The sequence below is a fragment of the Sphingomonas sp. GW821-FHT02B09 genome, assembly GCF_059421875.1.
In genome coordinates, this window is the sequence record NZ_JBWKVV010000001.1 from 124,382 (window position 1) to 141,580 (window position 17,199).

23 protein-coding genes are annotated in these 17,199 nt (G+C 62.4%); 9 read left to right on the top strand and 14 right to left on the bottom strand.

Features of this window, described 5'->3' with window-relative positions; all coding sequences use genetic code 11:
* Nucleotides 1–85: 85 nt before the first annotated feature.
* From AC07U4_RS00515 to AC07U4_RS00525, 3 genes are read right to left on the bottom strand one after another with little or no spacing between them, the layout of a single operon-like run.
* Nucleotides 86–907 (bottom strand): AI-2E family transporter, encoded by an 822-nt coding sequence (locus AC07U4_RS00515; RefSeq protein ID WP_495194040.1) that lies wholly within the window; start codon nucleotides 905–907, stop codon nucleotides 86–88.
* Nucleotides 901–1,098: a hypothetical protein gene (locus AC07U4_RS00520; protein WP_495194041.1), complete on the bottom strand. Its 198-nt coding sequence runs from the start codon at nucleotides 1,096–1,098 to the stop codon at nucleotides 901–903. Before AC07U4_RS00520 ends, AC07U4_RS00515 begins: the two co-directional genes overlap by 7 nt.
* Nucleotides 1,095–1,946 (bottom strand): YihY/virulence factor BrkB family protein, encoded by an 852-nt coding sequence (locus AC07U4_RS00525; RefSeq protein ID WP_495194042.1) that lies wholly within the window; start codon nucleotides 1,944–1,946, stop codon nucleotides 1,095–1,097. Before AC07U4_RS00525 ends, AC07U4_RS00520 begins: the two co-directional genes overlap by 4 nt.
* Before the next feature lie 160 nt (nucleotides 1,947–2,106).
* Here AC07U4_RS00525 and AC07U4_RS00530 point away from each other — a divergent pair, with 160 nt between their 5' ends.
* Both AC07U4_RS00530 and AC07U4_RS00535 read left to right on the top strand, forming a co-directional pair.
* Complete coding sequence (locus AC07U4_RS00530) at nucleotides 2,107–3,024, top strand: DUF2254 domain-containing protein (RefSeq protein WP_495194043.1); 918 nt, start codon at nucleotides 2,107–2,109, stop codon at nucleotides 3,022–3,024.
* A 5-nt stretch (nucleotides 3,025–3,029) separates the two neighbouring features.
* Nucleotides 3,030–3,338, top strand: a complete 309-nt coding sequence (locus tag AC07U4_RS00535) for a hypothetical protein (RefSeq protein ID WP_495194044.1) — start codon at nucleotides 3,030–3,032, stop codon at nucleotides 3,336–3,338.
* Between the two features lie 308 nt (nucleotides 3,339–3,646).
* Here AC07U4_RS00535 and AC07U4_RS00540 read toward each other — a convergent pair whose 3' ends face one another.
* A complete protein-coding gene (locus AC07U4_RS00540) occupies nucleotides 3,647–4,225 on the bottom strand; it encodes a hypothetical protein (RefSeq protein ID WP_495194045.1) in 579 nt (192 codons plus the stop codon).
* A gap of 246 nt (nucleotides 4,226–4,471) precedes the next feature.
* Here AC07U4_RS00540 and AC07U4_RS00545 point away from each other — a divergent pair, with 246 nt between their 5' ends.
* From AC07U4_RS00545 to AC07U4_RS00555, 3 genes are read left to right on the top strand one after another with little or no spacing between them, the layout of a single operon-like run.
* On the top strand, nucleotides 4,472–5,104 hold the full coding sequence (locus AC07U4_RS00545; protein ID WP_495194046.1) for a hypothetical protein: 633 nt from the start codon (nucleotides 4,472–4,474) through the stop codon (nucleotides 5,102–5,104).
* Nucleotides 5,101–5,595, top strand: coding sequence for a DUF427 domain-containing protein (locus AC07U4_RS00550; RefSeq protein ID WP_495194047.1), 495 nt, complete (start codon nucleotides 5,101–5,103; stop codon nucleotides 5,593–5,595). Before AC07U4_RS00545 ends, AC07U4_RS00550 begins: the two co-directional genes overlap by 4 nt.
* The gene (locus AC07U4_RS00555) at nucleotides 5,589–7,067 is read left to right on the top strand and encodes a deoxyribodipyrimidine photo-lyase (protein ID WP_495194048.1); all 1,479 of its coding nucleotides are present in this window, start codon (nucleotides 5,589–5,591) and stop codon (nucleotides 7,065–7,067) included. Before AC07U4_RS00550 ends, AC07U4_RS00555 begins: the two co-directional genes overlap by 7 nt.
* Before the next feature lie 112 nt (nucleotides 7,068–7,179).
* On the opposite strand, the gene AC07U4_RS00560 is transcribed toward AC07U4_RS00555, so the two are convergent.
* Together AC07U4_RS00560 and AC07U4_RS00565 are read right to left on the bottom strand one after the other, a co-directional pair.
* Complete coding sequence (locus AC07U4_RS00560; RefSeq protein WP_495194049.1) at nucleotides 7,180–7,959, bottom strand: SDR family oxidoreductase; 780 nt, start codon at nucleotides 7,957–7,959, stop codon at nucleotides 7,180–7,182.
* Nucleotides 7,960–8,215: 256 nt separating this feature from the next.
* The gene (locus tag AC07U4_RS00565) at nucleotides 8,216–8,848 is read right to left on the bottom strand and encodes a tyrosine-type recombinase/integrase (RefSeq protein ID WP_495194050.1); all 633 of its coding nucleotides are present in this window, start codon (nucleotides 8,846–8,848) and stop codon (nucleotides 8,216–8,218) included.
* A 385-nt stretch (nucleotides 8,849–9,233) separates the two neighbouring features.
* Here AC07U4_RS00565 and AC07U4_RS00570 point away from each other — a divergent pair, with 385 nt between their 5' ends.
* Entirely contained in the window at nucleotides 9,234–10,154 is a 921-nt protein-coding gene (locus AC07U4_RS00570; protein ID WP_495194051.1) for a VOC family protein, read from the top strand.
* A gap of 137 nt (nucleotides 10,155–10,291) precedes the next feature.
* On the opposite strand, the gene AC07U4_RS00575 is transcribed toward AC07U4_RS00570, so the two are convergent.
* Nucleotides 10,292–10,837 carry an EF-hand domain-containing protein gene (locus AC07U4_RS00575; RefSeq protein ID WP_495194052.1) on the bottom strand — a complete coding sequence of 182 codons (546 nt, stop codon included), beginning with the start codon at nucleotides 10,835–10,837 and terminating at the stop codon, nucleotides 10,292–10,294.
* A gap of 212 nt (nucleotides 10,838–11,049) precedes the next feature.
* Entirely contained in the window at nucleotides 11,050–11,784 is a 735-nt protein-coding gene (locus tag AC07U4_RS00580) for a 3-oxoacyl-ACP reductase family protein (protein WP_038658504.1), read from the bottom strand.
* A gap of 132 nt (nucleotides 11,785–11,916) precedes the next feature.
* Between AC07U4_RS00580 and AC07U4_RS00585 the strand changes: the two genes are divergently transcribed.
* Nucleotides 11,917–12,228, top strand: coding sequence for an ArsR/SmtB family transcription factor (locus AC07U4_RS00585; protein ID WP_038658507.1), 312 nt, complete (start codon nucleotides 11,917–11,919; stop codon nucleotides 12,226–12,228).
* Nucleotides 12,229–12,492: 264 nt separating this feature from the next.
* Here AC07U4_RS00585 and msrA read toward each other — a convergent pair whose 3' ends face one another.
* Nucleotides 12,493–13,023, bottom strand: coding sequence for a peptide-methionine (S)-S-oxide reductase MsrA (gene msrA, locus AC07U4_RS00590; RefSeq protein ID WP_495194053.1), 531 nt, complete (start codon nucleotides 13,021–13,023; stop codon nucleotides 12,493–12,495).
* A complete protein-coding gene (gene msrB, locus AC07U4_RS00595) occupies nucleotides 13,020–13,454 on the bottom strand; it encodes a peptide-methionine (R)-S-oxide reductase MsrB (RefSeq protein ID WP_495194054.1) in 435 nt (144 codons plus the stop codon). The genes msrA and msrB overlap by 4 nt, the downstream gene beginning before the upstream one ends.
* A gap of 285 nt (nucleotides 13,455–13,739) precedes the next feature.
* Here msrB and AC07U4_RS00600 point away from each other — a divergent pair, with 285 nt between their 5' ends.
* Nucleotides 13,740–15,152 (top strand): glucuronyl esterase domain-containing protein, encoded by a 1,413-nt coding sequence (locus tag AC07U4_RS00600; RefSeq protein WP_495194055.1) that lies wholly within the window; start codon nucleotides 13,740–13,742, stop codon nucleotides 15,150–15,152.
* A gap of 565 nt (nucleotides 15,153–15,717) precedes the next feature.
* On the opposite strand, the gene AC07U4_RS00605 is transcribed toward AC07U4_RS00600, so the two are convergent.
* The 4 genes from AC07U4_RS00605 to AC07U4_RS00620 form a co-directional block, all read right to left on the bottom strand.
* A complete protein-coding gene (locus tag AC07U4_RS00605; RefSeq protein WP_495194056.1) occupies nucleotides 15,718–15,843 on the bottom strand; it encodes a hypothetical protein in 126 nt (41 codons plus the stop codon).
* Between the two features lie 18 nt (nucleotides 15,844–15,861).
* Nucleotides 15,862–16,155: a helix-turn-helix domain-containing protein gene (locus tag AC07U4_RS00610; protein ID WP_495194057.1), complete on the bottom strand. Its 294-nt coding sequence runs from the start codon at nucleotides 16,153–16,155 to the stop codon at nucleotides 15,862–15,864.
* On the bottom strand, nucleotides 16,155–16,373 hold the full coding sequence (locus AC07U4_RS00615) for a type II toxin-antitoxin system RelE/ParE family toxin (RefSeq protein ID WP_495194058.1): 219 nt from the start codon (nucleotides 16,371–16,373) through the stop codon (nucleotides 16,155–16,157). The genes AC07U4_RS00610 and AC07U4_RS00615 overlap by 1 nt, the downstream gene beginning before the upstream one ends.
* Nucleotides 16,374–16,574: 201 nt before the next feature.
* Nucleotides 16,575–16,850: a hypothetical protein gene (locus AC07U4_RS00620; protein WP_495194059.1), complete on the bottom strand. Its 276-nt coding sequence runs from the start codon at nucleotides 16,848–16,850 to the stop codon at nucleotides 16,575–16,577.
* A gap of 146 nt (nucleotides 16,851–16,996) precedes the next feature.
* Between AC07U4_RS00620 and AC07U4_RS00625 the strand changes: the two genes are divergently transcribed.
* The gene (locus AC07U4_RS00625) at nucleotides 16,997–17,152 is read left to right on the top strand and encodes a hypothetical protein (protein ID WP_495195031.1); all 156 of its coding nucleotides are present in this window, start codon (nucleotides 16,997–16,999) and stop codon (nucleotides 17,150–17,152) included.
* The last annotated feature ends 47 nt before the right edge of the window (nucleotides 17,153–17,199 follow it).

Consider the following 17,199-nt stretch of genomic DNA (forward strand, 5'->3'; position numbering starts at 1 on the left):
CAGGCGACCGAAGTTGAGAGAAAATAAGGTGCGTGCGAATGGCAGATTATAGGTCGTCGTTGCCGTTAAACGATTGTAGCGGAATTTAGGACGACAGTAATTTAGCGATCCACCGACTGCGATCGAATTGGCCGCAAATGATCACGATTGCGGCGGTAAGTGGCACCGCGATAAGTGCGCCAGCGATGCCCCAAACCCAGCTCCAAAACGTCATCGCGACGATGATCGCCAGCGGCGAAAGCGACAGTTGCTTCCCTTGCAGCAGAGGATAGACGACGTTGCTGATCGTCATTTGCAGGACGACGAAGCCGACGAACACTAACGCGGGCATCTGCCACCCACCGAATTGGATCAGGGCAAACAATACGGGTGGCACGATCCCGACGATGTTGCCAATCACGGGTATGAAATTGAGTAGGAAGTTCAGGATACCCCAGACGAGCGCCAGTTCTAGCCCGGTCATCCATGACCAGAGGGCGGAGGCGACGCCGGTCAGGATGCTGGTCGCGAGCGTCGTACCAAGATAGCGTCGGACCTGACTCGATATCTCCTCGCCGACATCCAGCATGTCACGACGCGCGCCGCCGTCGAACATCTCGTACAAGCGACGCCTGAGGCGCGGTACCTCGGGCAGGCCGAGCATCACGACGATCCCGATGAACCCCACGTACGTGACAAAGGCGTAAGCGCCACTCGCGAGCATCTGCAACAACGCCATGATTCGTTGCCGGTTGATCGTTCCGGCGATCGGCACGCCGCGATTGGCAGCCCAACTGGCAAGCCGCGTATATGCCTTCTCAAGCCCCGCCCATTGCGAGGACATTGCGCCGATCACCTGCCCGATCGACAGATACACCGCAGCGGCAAAGGCGGCGAGGATCCCAACAAGCGACAACAAGGTCAGCATGTAGGCAAGCCACGAGGGCATATACCGGCCGAGCAAGCGCTGAGCGGCCACAGGGCGGCGACGATGATCGCTGCGAAGGCGATCGGCATAATCACCGCGAACGCGTTGCGCAGTGCGGCAATCAACATGATCGCGGCAATGATCGTCAGCACGCGGTTGTGGTAGCGGCCCTGAACCTGACTCTGGGTCATTCCTGTCGCTCCTCAATCTTGGTGCCCGCATCAGCCATGACCTCAGCATTGAGGCGCGCGCCGAGCAGTAGCGCCCAGGCGGACACCATCAGCCACAGCATCAGCACAACCACTGCGGCAAGCGAGCCATAGGTGTCGTCGAACCGCGCGACGTGCGCGACGTAAGTACGAAATAGGATCGTCGCGATGAGCCACATCGTCACGCCCCCGACTGTTCCCGGCAAGGCTTCGCGCCACCCGATCGCCCGTTCTGAGGCGGGGGCGTAGCGGTAGATCAGGATCAGGCCGGCGCCAGCGCCGAGCGTCAGCGATCCGAACAAGGTGAGGGTGGAGGCAAGTCGCGCGCCAGGGAAGCCGTCAGGAACATAGCTCTGGAGAAACGCCAGGATCGATAGCGACGCCAAGGCCGTCAATACGAGCGCGGCACAGCCGAGCACCAGCGCGGTCGAGACGAATTGCCGGCGCAGCCCACGACGCTCCCGCTCGATCCGGTAGGCGAGATTGATGCCGTGGAGCAGCGATCGACCGGCACGCCGCGCGCTGAACAGCGCGATCGCAACCGATACGAGGAGCGCTGCAGCGGAGGCCCGATCGGTTGCCAGCGTATTGTGCAATCCTCTGGAGACAATCGGCCTCGTGTCGACCGGCATGATCGCAGTCAATGTTTCGAGGTTTCGCGTAACTGTATGGGCTGGCACGAAGAAGCCGTACGCACCGGCGATCAGGCCAATGAGCGGGATGATCGCGAGAAAGGCGGCAAAAGCAATCGAGCTTGCCGCGATGCCGAAATCGTCGCGCATACCGCTGCGGACCGTTCGCCACGACAGCACAAACAAGCGCCGGGTCATCGTCAACCACGTCGGACTTCGCGTAATTGTAGTCTCGCCCATCGCCCGCAGCATCGCCCCTTACCCCAATCGGCCATATTGCCCATGCATGGGGTGATGAGGTCGTAACGTTCATCTTCGACTTAGGTGACAGCGGCTGTGAAAAGGATGAAAAGCCCAAATGATCTCCAAGGCTCGCATCGGCTGGCTCGTCCGGCGTATCAATCGAAAAATTTGGTTTCGCGCAGCGCTTATCAGCACCGCCAGCGTGGTGGTTGCCGCCTTTGCCGGCATCGTCGCTCGGGCCGTACCGTATCATTTAACCGGCGACATCGGGCAGGACGCCGTCGGCACGGTGTTGGAGATCATCGCCTCGTCAATGCTGGCCGTCACCACCTTCTCTTTGACGGCAATGGTCAGCGCCTATTCGTCAGCCACACAACTGGCGACGCCTCGTGCAACGCAATTGCTGATATCAGACCGGATGTCGCAGAACGCACTTTCGACGTTCTTAGGCGCGTTCATCTTTGCAATCGTCGGCATCATCGGTTTGCAGACCCGGCTGTACGGCGGACAAGGACGCGTGCTGCTCTTGATCGCCACAATCCTCCTCGTAGCGCTGGTTGTTATCACGTTGCTGCGCTGGATCGCGCATCTCGCAGCCTTCGGGCGTATGTCGGACGTGATCGACCGGGTGGAGGATGCCGCGAGATCCGCCATGCAGGACTTTGCTAAAGACCCTTATGGTGGGGGGAGGGCGCCAATAGCACTACCCGCCGACGCACGACCGATCGTGTCCGACACGATCGGCTATGTCACCCACATCGACTTCGATCGCCTATTGGCTCAAGCGCGACGCCACGGCATCGCTGTGCATGTGGCGGCCATTCCGGGAACGCTGGTGCACAAAGGCCGTCCGTTGCTCCACGTGATCGGGAGCGACGAGCCAAATGATGGCGTACTGGCTCAGGCGTTCACAATCGAGCGGCACCGAGACTTCGATCATGATCCACGCTTAGGCCTGATCGCGCTTGGCGAGATCGCAGGCGAGCACTCGCGCCCGCCACGAATGACCCGGGCACCGCAGTCGAGGTACTGAACGCGTTGCTTCGTACTTTGAGTGAGTTGCCGGCGCAGGACTCTCTTGCACATGCCGACCTACCGTCTGTCTGTGTGCCACGCCCCTCCACCGATGAGTTGATCCGAGCCGGCTTTGCTCCGATCGTCCGCGAAGGGGCAGGTGAGGAAGAGGTTGCGATACGGGCTTTCAAGGTGCTGGCTGCTTTGGGGGAAGCGATGCCCCATGCTCGTGAGGTCGCACCGGCGCTGGCTGGCGAGCTTAAGGACAACGTTGAGCGGGTGATACTCGACAAGGCTTCCGCCGCCCGAACGCTAACCATCTATAGCAGCTGACGTCGACAAGGCAGGGAGCCCGGGTGGTTTGCCCATTACGAATGTGAACGAGCGGCAGAAACCGAGAAGCCCATTCTATGCCGCGAATGACCGAATGTGGGTCTGTTGAGCCAGGTTTTCCGGAAAGCCGCCGTTTGCCGACGCTCAACGTTCCCATAACTTCGTCGATGTGGTGCGATTTTAGGAGTGGGCGTTTAAGAACGGGTTTTGGGAAAACGAACTTGAAGAGGGAAACAGCGTGGTCCACGCCAATAGACTTCCCACCTTCGGTTCCTAATCGAAAAAGGTCGTGACGCCGGGCATGCACGTCACTCGGTTGGGAAGCGATAAATTTCCTTACCTCGGTTCATCATTGAGATTGACGGGCCATCTTTGTTGATGGCAACATCTACTCGGTCGTTGGTGTCAGCATTGAACAAGCGCAGCGTTGTCGCGCCTGTTGGTTCGGCGATAAACATTGCATGTTGTTTATTATGATCGTCTAATGTCAGCATGACGTTCGAGTACCCGTGGTCGACCGTTGCATATCCACTTCGCTCGTTACCTTCGGCATCAAACAGCAAAATGCCAGAAATCGTATCCTTGGGACGACCGCCCCGTGAGTTGTTTTGGTGGCCGTTGACGACAGCGTGCGCGAGCGGCGCTCCGATCTTGACGCGGGTGACACCATTCCCATCAACGACATTCAATTCTCGGACGCGCAGCACATCTACGACCTTGTTATCAGTCTGGGTAGTTGTCGCTGCACCAGCACGGCTGCCCACTGCTCCCGTAATCGTGAGGACGCCACAGACCGAGGTGATAGCTGCGGTGATAAGGGCGATGCGGTACTTACGTTTGAGACGGGCAACCCGGTGGTCTAGATCGGCGTCGTTGACGGACATCATATTGCACCTCTAATCTGTGTTGTATGTGTAATACACATACAAGGGTAGGGCGCAATAAGGGTGTAGTCAGCATGCACACGGCCATGAACACCGCTTTCCCAGTCTATCCCCCCCACTTTTTGGAAGGGCCGCGGCGTGAGCAGAGCTCCGCTAAAGCCGTCTGTTTTCCTAGCGATGGAGCCGCTTTCCAGCAGAGCGTGACGCTCTTAGTGAATTTTCGAGGTGGCGAACTGATCGTTCGCGACGATGAACGAGCGTCCGGAAATGAGGATCTGGAAGGGCGGGCTAAACGTCCACTTTTGGGTCTCGATCAGCCAAAGCGCCCATCTGAAAGCGGGCACAGTAATCGATGATAGTCGTCAACGTACCAATCATTGCCTTCCGCTCGTGATCAGCCAACAACATCTCGGCTGTGCGACTTATTCGCTCCCGTTCGTTGGGCGGGTAAGGAGTAACATGCCGATGACCCGTCGCATTCTTATCACCGGCGCGAGCGTCGCCGGCAACGCCGCTGCCTGGTGGCTGGGGGGCGCTGGCTTCGGCGTCACCGTGGTCGAAGGCAAGCCCAGGTTTCGCAGTGGCGGCCAAAACATCGACGTGCGCGGTGTCGGCTGCGAGGTGTTGCGCCGCATGGCGCTGGAGCAGGCGGCACTGGACCTGAGTACGGACGAAGAGGGCACCGCCTGTTTGAACAAGAACCGCAATGTCGCGGCGGAGTTTCTAACCAACGATACGGGTGCCGACGGTCCTACCGCAGAGGTGGAGATCTTGCGTGGCGACCTCGTTCGGCTGCTCTACGAACCGGCACGCGAGCATGCGCCCTACCGGTTCCGGCCGCACCTGCAGCGGTTGCCGGCCCGGCTCGAGGCGCGGACATGAGGCCGCGTCCAGATCCGGTCGCGTCCGGTCAGGAAAGCGTGTGGCGCTATCCCCGACCCGCCATCGCCGCGCCCAGCGATCGGCACATCCGCATCGAACATCACGGCGTCCTCGTTGCGGACACCCATGCGGCCGTCCGGACGCTGGAAACCAGCCATCCGCCGACCTGGTATCTGCCGCCGGTCGATCTGACGCCCGGCCTCCTGCGACGGTCGGAGCGACAATCGTTCTGCGAGTGGAAGGGCCATGCGGTCTACTGGCACCTGATGATCGGCGGCGAGCTCTTGCGCGACGTGGCGTGGAGCTATCCCGATCCGACGCCGGGCTTCGCCGTGATGCGCGACCATGTCGCCTTCTACGCCGGTCCGCTCGATCACTGCACGGTCGACGGTGAACAGGTCCGTCCCCAGCCGGGCGGCTTCTACGGCGGGTGGATCACCTCCGACCTCGCCGGGCCATTCAAGGGCGCGCCGGGCAGCATGGCATGGTGACGCCCCCTCTGCCCCCCGGCCTTCACGACTGGTGGGAGGCACCGCGCGTGCGGGCGTTGAACGAGCGCGTAGGGAAGCCTGACGGTCGCTACGTTCTCTGCTGGCTCCAGCAGGCGCTGCGCGCGCGCGATAATCCCGTGATCGATGCGAGCATCCGGCTCGGTAACGCACTTGGGCTCCCGGTGCTGGTCTATCATGGCGTACGCGAGGATTATCCTTACGCCTCCGACCGGCTGCATCGCTTCATCCTGGGAGCCAGCCGCGATTTGGGGACCGAATGCCGCGACCGCGGCCTCGCCTGTGTTCAGCACGTCGACAGGGCCGGCCACCGGGAAAAAGGCCTCGTCCATCGCCTCGGGGCCGAGGCGGCGGCGATCGTGCTGGAGGATCAGCCGACCTTCGTCGCGCGCTGGCAGGCCGGGCGGGTCGCAATCCGCACCGCCGTGCCCGTCTACGCGGTCGATGCCGCCTGCCTGGTGCCGCCGGCGGTGCTGGGTGACGGCATCGGCGGCCGGTCGGCCTTTCTGCGCCGCCACGAGCCCGAGCGTGACGGCTGGATGAAAACGCAAGACGTGGTGCCGCAGCTGCCGGTCTATACGGGACCGCTGCCGTTCGTCCGGGATGCGTTGGACGCATGCGATCTCGACGGCCTGGTCGCCGGGCTCGCGATCGATCACACGCTGCCGGTCAGCGCCATGCATCCGGCCGGGCGGGGTGCGGCGGCCGACCGGCTGCGTCGCCTGACAACTCAGGTGCTACCCGGCTACGCCTCGACCCGCAACGACGCTACCCGGCCCGACGGCGCGAGCGGGCTGTCGCCCTATCTGCACTTTGGCGTGCTCGGTCCTAGGGAGGTGATGGCCGCCGTCGCTGCCGCTGACGCAGGCAGCCAACACAAGCGCAAATTTGCCGATGAGCTGCTCGGCTGGCGCGAATGGTTCCACTTCCAGGCGCGGGCGCTCGCCGCACCGGAACGCTACGATCGCATACCAGCATGGGCGTTGCAGGCGCTCTCAGCTCATGCCGGAGATCCAAGGCCCGAGCTGGAGACGCTGGAGGCGCTGCTTCATGGCGAGACGCGCGACGAAACTTGGAACGCCTGCCAGAGGCAGTTTCTGGCCGACGGGTGGATGCACAACAACCTGCGGATGTACTGGGGCAAGCGCCTCCTGGCGATGACGCCCAGTCCCGAGGCGGCATGGGCGACCGCCTGCTATCTCAACGATCGACTGAGCCTCGATGGTCGCGATCCGTCGACCTACGGCAATATCGCCGCCATGTTCGCCAGCTCCCCATCAGACCGCGAGCGGCCGATCTACGGCCGCGTCGCGACCCGCGGCGACGGCTCTACCCGCCGCAGGGCGGGCGGCGATGCATGGCTAACGGCCGCCGCGTCAAGGCCTGTCCCGCAGGTATCGACTCCCGTGGAGGTGCCCGTCGATCCGTATCTCACCGGCGAGCTGACGATCTAAAGCATTATGGAATCGGTTTTCAGGGCGTTCGATTTTGCTTTAAGGTCGCTGCGGCGACAGGTCCTCACGCACGTCAGGAGGCCTGTGGCCGACCACCTGACGGGCAGCACGTTCAGCGCGGTTGGTTACCCGCTTCACGCTGCTTGGCGGCGCGCTCCGTCAGCGTTTTCAACGTCTCGTCGAAGCGGCCCTCGCGTTCGGCCTGACGCAGGAACTGGACCTCGTCGACAAGGATTTCGGCTGGCGTAGGTTGCTGGGCGAATTGCATGGCGACAGCATCGGCGAACGCGTCGAGCGGCATGTAGCCTGGTCGGTTCGCCTGGCCTGGCGTGAGGTCGGTCTGCACGCCCGGCGGGGCCAGCTCGATCACCTCGATCTTGCCCGCCAACTGGGTCCGGAGCGAGACTGAGTAGGAGTGGATAGCTGCCTTGGTCGCCGAGTAGGTCGGCGCCGCCACCAGCGGCACATATGCAAGGCCCGAGGTGACCGTGACGATCGCGGCATCGGGTTGACCCATAAGATGGTCGATCAGCGCGTTCGTCAGCCGGATCGTGCCGAGTATGTTGATCGCCAGCGTCGCTTCGGCGTCGGCCAGGTCGCGCCGACCCGTCAGATCCTCAAACTTCATGATGCCGGCATTGTTGAACAGCACGTTCAGCGCCGGAAAGTCGGCAACGACCTGCTTGGCGAAATCGTCGACTTGCGCAGCGTCTTCGACATCCAGCGTTATTGTATGGATGCGATCACGCCCATCTGCCGCCCGCTGAAGCGCCTCTTGGCGTCGCCCGGCGATTATGACCGTGTCACCGCGATCATGGAAGCGGTGCGCCAGCGCTTCGCCGATACCGCTTCCTCCACCCGTCATCAGGATTGTGTTGCCGCTAATCTTCATGGTTGGTCGCTCCGCATCGGGGAAAGGTCGTCGGCTCAGAATGATCGCCGCACCGGATCGTTCATTGATGCCTGAGCCGGCGCGTCGACATACCTGAACGAGCGACCGAGTTCGGTAGAGCCTCAACCTGTCCTGAATGACTGCAACTGGGCGAAAGCGGAAGCGATACCCACCAATCGCCCGTGACAGCATAATGGACGGGTGTCCGAAGATGGTGAGCGCACAAATTGCTTTGGCAGTCTGCTTCTGGGCTAGGTCAGACCTCAGTGCGTTCGGCCAGTTCCAAAGCGTCCTCCACATCAACGCCCAAGTATCGGACCGTGCTGTCGATCTTAGCATGGCCGAGAAGGATCTGAACGGCGCGGAGATTGCCAGTTGCCTTGTAGATGATCGATGTTTTCGTGCGCCGAAGCGAGCGCGTCCCGTAATCCTGAGCCGGAAGGCCGATGCCGACAACCCACTCGTGCACGAGGCGGGCATATTGGCGCGTGCTCATGTGAGCCATGTAGTCGTTTCGGCTCGGAAAGACGAAGTTGTTCAGTGTCCCGCCGCGTCGCTCCAACCAAGCCCGCATCGTTTTTCTTGCGGTGTCCATCAGCTCGAACTGCACCGGTTTTTTGGTTTTCTGCTGAACCACGACGGCGCGGTCACGGACGCGCCCGCCGGAAACTACGTCGCCGATCCGCACCCTGACCACATCACAGCCGCGCAGCTTGCTGTCGATGGCGAAGTCGAACAATGCTCGGTCGCGCAGTCGTCTATGCTGGTCGAGCCAGAAGCGAATGGCCCAGACCTGTTGCTGTTTCAGCGCCCGCTTCGCACCGATAAGCCGGCCCTCGTTCCAGGGTCGAAGTTCGTCAAAGGCGGGGTCCATCGGCGAGTGCCCCATCGATCATCTCCATCGGGTCGGATCGGCCAATCGAGCGTATGCAGCCGCGGTAAATCGACGGTTCGGAAATGTGGTTGATCGGCCGTCGGTGATGCTGAACGAGCGGCCGGTTTCGCGCGGCGCTTCGTAGTCTTCGAGCGGCCGAAAGTGGGGAACCGAAAGCGACCTGCCGATGACCGCATGTGGGCCAAAGAGCGGCGGTGTGGGTCAGTGTTTGGCACTGAGACCGCTTCTTGTTCCTACGCGGCGCCGTAGCAGATGAAGGCATCACACTCCTCGGCATCGGTATTGACGAGAACCAACACGTGAGCACGTGACAGTGCCTACATCGCTGCCTAGGCTGCCAGCAACGGCCCGAAACGCGGCCGGGTGAGGAGAGGCTGACATGGCCCGTCGTATCACAGTTCTTGCCTGTGCAGCTGCCGCTCTGCTCGGGGCCAAGGCGCCGCCGGGTCCGCGTCCAGGCATCACCGGCATCTCGCACCTGGCTGTTTATGCTCGGGACATGGCAAAGTCCGAGCACTTTTACACGCATGTGCTGGGCGCCCGGAAGGGCACGGACCCCGAGAACCCGGCCGGCGTCCGCTACTATCTGAGCTCGCGCCAGTTCGTGGAGGTGCTACCCGCCCCCGCCGGACAGGGCCCCAGCATGCTGGCGCACGTCGCCTACGCGACAACGGACGCGGCGACGCTGCGCGCCTGGCTGGCCGCGTCAGGCGTCTCTGGCCTCGGCGCGATGCAGCGCTCTCCCGAAGGGGATCGTTGGTTCGCCCTGCGCGATCCAGAAGGCAACGGGATCCAGTTCGTGCAATCTGCGAGCGCTGACGCCAACGCCGTTCCCGGCGCGATTAGCGGGCGCATCATCCACGTCGGCTACGCCGTCCACGACCGGGCCAAGCAGGACGGGATGTACCGCCGCCTGCTCGGCTTCCGGCCGTATTGGTATGGCGCATTCGAGCCCGACAAGGTCGACTGGGTGTCGCAGCAGACGCCCGACGGTCGGGACTGGCTGGAATACATGATGATCGGTCCGCGTTCGGACGTGCCGCTGACCAAGGTCGACGCCCGCCAGCTGGGCGTACTTAACCACTTATCCTTGGGCGTTCCCAATATGCAGGCCGCCGTCACGACGCTGCACCGGGAAGATCGCCTGAGCCCGCGTCACGACGGTCCACAAATGGGCCTGGACGGCAAGTGGCAGGCCAACCTCTACGACCCCGACGGCACGCGGATCGAGCTCATGGAGTTCCAGCCTGTAACCAAGCCGTGCTGCTCATCCTTCACGGCCGAGAGCCCGATCGGGTAGGTGCTGGCGACGTTGAACGGACGGCAGAAAGACGGAGCGAGGAAACGAGGTTCGAGTGACCGCATCTGGGTCATTCGAAGGACTGCGGGGCCACCAGTGGCGCCGATCAACGAGCCTCGTAAGCCGTTACTTGAAAGCTACGGACGTTTAGATCCACCGCTGTCTTGTCGGGAGCGGGGCAGGGCGGTCCCGCAGGCTGCACCTGGTTGGCAGGGCGGAGCCTTCCACCCTGACATTTCGGCTTGCAGGGCCAATAGGATTTGAGCGGCGTAGGCGCCGCGCTCCTCTTGGCTCAGAATGCCGTCATGATCCGTATCGGCGTCGGCGAACGATCGATCTGCGGCTTCAACGGCTTCTTTGAGCGATATCCGTCCGTCATGGTCGGCATCCGCCAAGTCAAACTGCCGGCGAGCAACCCGGCTCTCGACGGATGGGGCGGGGAGGGCCCCCTTTGGGACCACCATTGAACGTGCTGTCGTGCTAAGCTCTTGAAAGGTGACGTAGCCATCGTGATTGGCGTCCATTCTCTCGTGAAGCACGATTGCAGCCGATCTGTTCTGTACACGAATTTGACCGACGGCCGCGGACATGCCGATGAATAAGCAAAGCAGGACCATATGGGATGGTGTGGGCCACCGAGAGTGACAAGATGATGACCGGTATATGGAGATTGTCGCTCTCATCCTTGCCGGCAAGCCACCATCCGCTACCGCCAAAAAAGGCCAATCAATCGCCCGATTTAACCCTCGATGATCTGCAACTTACGATATGAACCAATGGCAGGAGCTAGAACGCCGGCGGGCCGCTCGGAACGACCGGTTCTGGTCTCTCCGTATCATGCTGCCGAGTGCCATCGCTCTCCCTGAGCTTCGCAGCGGAGAGCGATGGGCATCATTCAAGCGGTTGCGCCGCCATCAATGTTGATCGTGGTACCGGTGATATAGCTTGCATCCGGTCCGGCGAGGAATGCGACCGCGCCCGCGATCTCCTCGACCTTGCCGTAGCGGCCGAGCGGGATGGCTTGCAGCACCTGCCCCGCGAACTCGCTGTCGGCGGGGTTCATGTCGGTGTCGATCGGTCCCGGCTGCACGGTGTTGACCAGGATGCTGCGCGGAGCGAGATCCTTCGCCCAGCCCCGTGCCAGCGCCGCGACCGCCGCCTTGGTAGCACTGTAGACCGTGGTCGCGGGGAAGGCCATTTCGCCCGAGATGCTGCCGATCAGAATGATCCGGCCGCCATCGCTGAGATGCGGCAGCGCAGCGCGCGTGCCGACATGCAAACCCTTCACATTGACGTCGAACTGGCGATCATAGGTCTCGTCGGTATCGTCGGTAACGATGGAAAATTCGGCCACGCCGGCATTGTGGACGAGGATGTCGATCCCGCCAAGGGCAGCAGCGGCCTGCTCGACGCCCGCGCGCTGCGATACTGGATCGGCGGCATTGGCCTGGAAGGCGAACGCCGTGCCGCCGACGCTTTCGATCTGCGCTACGGTGGCGTCTGCGGCGGCCTTGTTGCCGGCATAGGTGATCGCGACGCTCGCGCCATCCGCTGCCAGTCGCTTGGCGATCGCCGCACCGATGCCGCGCGATCCGCCCGTGACCAGCGCCTTCTTGCCCTGAAGTGACATGTGCTTTCTCCAAAAGTGTCGCCGGCGATTGCGATGTCGTGTGCTGCCGGCAGGCAGGAAGATGGCGTGCCGTTCCAACGGTTCAATATTCCCGAACTATTAAATTCACGGCGGTGCCCTATATTCCCATGCATGGCCCGCTTCACCCACCCCCGGCTGGAGGACGTTCCGCTCGATCTGGCGCTGCATGCGCTGGCAGATACCAATCGGCTTGGCATGGTGGCACGGCTTGCGGAGACCGAGCGGCTGAGCTGCACGGACGCCGCGCCATGCGAGACGATCCCCAAAAGCACGCTGTCGAACCACCTCAAACTGCTGCGCGCCGCAGGGCTGATAGAAACGACGCAGGCCGGGCGCGAGATGATCAACACTCTGCGGCGCGACGACTTCGATAAGCGCTTTCCCGGCCTGCTCGACGCGGTCCTCGCCAACCGGCCCGCCTAATTGTCGGTCAAACGCGTCAAGCTCGTTTGGCGCGGCGGATCAGCTCTTGAACGAGGCGGTCGCGGGTGGTGGAATTATATCTCTAATCAAGGATTGGCTCCGGCCGGCGCTGGACAGCGGCGAACTGGAAGCGGTGCTGCGTGACTAAGCGGTTTATTCGCTCACATGAATGGGCGGCAGGTTTCGGGCTGCGAGAGGGGACGTGCGAACCGCCGGGACTGGGTCCCCACCGCCGCATTGAGTCTTGCTCTGGTCTGCCGGCAGTCAGGCCGTAGCGACCTCACCTCCGGCGGCAGGCGTACGCTGTAACAATTTCCACTTCGGCCGGACGAAGTGACACGTGTATCCGTTGGGTCTCCGCTCGAGATAATCCTGATGTTCCGGCTCGGCCTCCCAGAAATCGTCTGCCGGGGATAGCTCGGTGACGACCTTGCCCGGCCAGAGCCCCGACGCCTCGACGTCCGCGATTGTATCCTCAGCAACGGCCTTCTGGACACCGTCGGTGTAGAAGATCGCCGAGCGGTAGCTCGCGCCACGATCGTTGCCCTGCCGGTTCACCGTCGTCGGATCGTGAATCTGAAAGAAGAATTCGAGCAGCGCGCGGAAATTCGTGCGGGCGGGGTCAAAGACAATCTCGATCGCCTCGGCGTGGTTGCCGTGGTGGCGGTATGTCGCGTTTGGCAACTCGCCGCCCGAATAGCCGACGCGCGTGGAGACGACGCCTGGCAGCTTGCGGATCAGGTCCTGCATGCCCCAAAAACAGCCGCCAGCCAGCACTGCACGCTCTGTGGTCACAGGTGGTCCCCGATCTGGTCCAGATAGCCGCCATAACCCTGCGAGGCCATGTCGGCACGTGCCACGAAGCGGAGCGCGGCCGAGTTGATGCAGTAGCGCAAGCCACCACGGTCTCGCGGTCCATCCTTGAAGACGTGGCCCAAATGGCTGTCGGCCCGCGCGGAGCGCACTTCCGTCCGCGGGATGAGCATCGACCAGTCGCGCTTTGCCGTTACGCTGGCGGCATCGATGGGCTTGGTAAAGCTCGTCCATCCGCAGCCGGACTCATACTTGTCCGTGCTGGCGAACAGCGGCTCGCCTGAGACGATGTCGACATAGATGCCCGCCTGCTTGTTCTTCAGCAACGGGCCGGTGCCAGGTCGCTCGGTTCTATTCTGCTGAGTGACACGGAACTGCTCGGGCGTGAGCGTCCAAAACTGGGCCGTCGCCACGGTGCGTTGTCCCGCCAGTGTCGAGGTGACAGACGGACATGGTTTGAGGTCGACGCTAGGCGCATCCCACTCGCGTCCTTCGCTTACGGAGCGCAGGCGGACGCGCTCGACCGGGAAGGCTTTGTAGAACGTCAGGCGGGCTTGCAGCCCTACAGGCGGGTAGTACCTTGCCGCTCAGCGAGAACGAGCGTTCCAGGAGAGTAGTTGATGCGGCTAGGTGGTTGTCGAACGCGCGGGCTTCTGCTTGCGGCCTTGCTCCTTTCGGCCGCAGGTGAAGTGCCTGGGATGGCCGAACAGGACCATGACGACATGATGCGGCAATTGGGCATCGTGCAACTGCGCCCGGGCCCCAGCGGTGATCCGGAAGCGCCGAACGCGGCCAACTACGATCCTGCCAAGGCGAACCCTTATCCGGTCTGGCCCGATCTCCTGACCATGGCGGATGGGCGCCGGGTGACCAACGCGGCCATGTGGAAGCGGGAGCGCCGGCCTGAGTTGGTGGAATTGTTCGAGCGCGAGATCTACGGTCGCGTTCCTGCCGCCGCGCCGACGGTCACCTGGCGCGTCGACAACTCGGATCGTGAGTTTATCGGGGGGCGGCCAGCGCTCGCGCAACAGCTGATCGGGCATCTCGATAATCGGGGCGCGCCACAGATCGCGGTTGAGATGAAGGCCACGCTCGTCCTGCCAGCCAACGCGAAGGGACCCGTACCCTTGCTCATCATGTTCGCGCCGGCTCGTTACCCCGCGCCCTCGCAGCCCGACGCGCGCGAGGCCGCTCGCCTGGACGGGGCGATGAAGGCGCTGCTGCTTCAGCGCGATCCGTCGCTTGGATCGATCTTCGCCGCGCATCCCGGGCTAGCGTTCGTGGAGCCCGGCAGTTTTCCGCCGACGCCACCCCGCGACGATCGGGTGACCAAACTCATTGCGGACGGTTGGGGTGTGGCGCTGCTCGACACCGCGAGCATCCAGGCCGACGACGACGCCGGCCTGCGACAGGGGGTGATCGGCCTCACCAATCAGGGGCGGGCACGTACACCGGAGCAATGGGGCGCATTGCGGGCTTGGGGCTGGGGCGCGAGCCGGCTTCTTGATTATCTGGCGACGCGCACGGAGATCGACGCGGCGCACGTCGGCGTCGAGGGTGTGTCGCGTTGGGGTAAAGCAGCGCTGGTCGCCGCAGCCTTCGACGAGCGGTTCGCGATGGTCTTGATCGGCTCGTCGGGTGAGGGTGGCGTGAAGCCATACCGCCGCAACTTGGGCGAGCAGGTCGAGAATCTGACTGGCGCCGGCAGCTACCACTGGATGGCCGGCAATTTCCTCAAGTACGGCACGGAGCGGGGACAGCTAGGCCGCAAGACGGCGGCGGACATACCGATCGACGCACACGAATTGCTGGCGCTTGTCGCGCCGCGTTTGGCGTTCGTGAGTTACGGCATCCCAGCGCAAGGCGACGCAGCGTGGCTCGACCAGCAAGGCAGCTACATGGCGACGATCGCTGCTGGACGTGCCTGGACCCTGCTCGACAAGCGGGATCTCGGTCGCGGCAATGACTACAGGACGACCGTTGTCCCACCTCCGACCACCGACCTTCTTGATGGCGAACTCGCTTGGCGTCAGCACGAGGGTGGTCATACGGACGCACCAAACATGGAGACCTTCCTGCGATGGGCTGACAAAAAGATCGGGCGGCGGTGACCTTGCGCCCGCTAGCGTCCACAAGCAGTACCTTGGAACGTCGCTAAATCGCTCAAAAATGCCCACCGGACGCCTCTGCAGAACGCTCCGAATCGTCAGGTGAGGGTATGAACGAGCGACTGAAGTTGGGCAGCGGTTGCGGTGCCGGAATGACCGAAAATGGGTCCTCACGTCGGCGGCTGTCAAAGGCTTAGCCAAGTTGCAAGCATTTGTTAGTTGTGCGCTGCTTACCGGAGAAGGTTGTCGTTCGATATTGTAACGTTTACTGAGCACTGGTTGCGTTCACGTGCTGCAAACGAGCGATCTCAGTGGGGTGTCGCAAATTGTCGCCTCTGTTCAGAAAGTGTCTGTGTGGCGACCACAGTGGTATTGGTTAGCGCCGGCTTGCGCTATTGACCCCGGCGATCCCGCAATGTCATGGGTGTTAAGCCATCTTGGAAATGTCGCTCGAAATACGGCGTCTATTTGTCTGTATCTCGATGAAGCTCGCGAAACAGGTCGTCAAACGCACGATCTGCACCCCAGGCCTGGGGCCGCCGTGAATGCCATCATCCTCACCTGAACGCTATTCGTCGGCGGTGGCGACCGTGGGCAGCCAGACCCCTTCGTCCGGACCGTAGGCCACCACGCCCGGCCCGAGGGTGCCGAGTTTGCATTGGGTCAATACGTCGGCGGCCAAGTAGAGCGTCACGGCGAGATTCTTCGAGATTTAGCCCTCGATCTTGGCGACCAGCCGCTCAACCGTTTCCGGTTCAGCGGCGATCATGGCGAGTAGAACGCGCGCGGGGGCATCCGGTGTGCGCCTCTTTTGCTCCCAATCCCGAACCGTGCCGAGGGGGAGATGATAGGTCTTGGCGAACTCCGCCTGGGATTTCTTGGTGCCAGCGCGGACCGCCTTTGCGTCGACGGGCACGATGACCCGTGCTCGCGTCGTGTCGCCTTCCGCGTAGGCGATGGCATCGCCGATGCCTTCCATCATCATGTTAGCCGCTGTGCGGGCCATTATCGTCCTCCAAGTCCATCGGTCAGCTGTTTACAGGCGGCGGCAAACGCATTCTGCTCCGCCTTGGTCAGGTTGGTCTTCACGTTCTTTGGGAAGACGGTGAGCAGGAACACCGGGAACGCCTCGCCAGCGTAGTAGGTGACGACCCGGTATCCGCCCGACTTGCCGCCACCGGGGCGGGCAACGCGAAGCTTCCGCGCACCGCCACATCCAGGCATGATTTCGCCCGCTTCCGGGGTTGGCCGCGATCAGCGCGCCGATCGCGGCTTGTTCGTCAGCATCGATCCCGGCCAGCTTCGCGGCGCGGAGGTAGGCAGTGGTTCGATGACCGCCTGCATGTCGCATCTATACGGCAATGCCGTATAGACGGCAAGGGGAAAAGTAAGGCAATGCCGTACCTGCCGGTTGCTGTCCGTTCGTCAGTTTCCGCCCGGCCGGATGAAAACGCCGACCGTCGTTACGACACGCTCGACCTGCGTCATGATCCGGCCCCACCAATAGCCGACGATAATGCGACCCGCCTGGAAACGGAAGATACGCGCGGCCCGGTGCGCGCCGTGCTTCGCCACCCACATCGGATAGTAACCCTCGAGATTGGCGGCGGCGTCTTTTGCCTCGTCCGGCTTCAAGAATAGATCGAGCAGGAACGTCGACGGCGGCGTGTCACGCTGGGCACTTGCGATCGCCATGCTCATCGCGAAGGAAATCGAGGACATACGGCAGCTCGGTTCGAGATGTAAGCGGGAGCGTCCGCTATTCTCCCGATTGTGTTGAAAAAAGCAGGCTTGCAGTTGTGCTGATGGTTTAACTCAAAATCCGCGAGGTAAGCGGAGACGGGCCGATGGTGGGCGAGCGCACGGTGGCGCAGGAGGCGCTGTTCTACAGCTTCAGCCTGGAGCGGCACGTGCCGGCGGACAATCTGCTGCGGTCGATCGACCGGTTCGTGGACCTGTCAGACATCCGCGAGGAACTACAAGCACTCGTTTTCGACAGGTGAGAGCAAGCGCATCGGTGACTGTTTCTGGTCATCGTTGTCGGTATGGG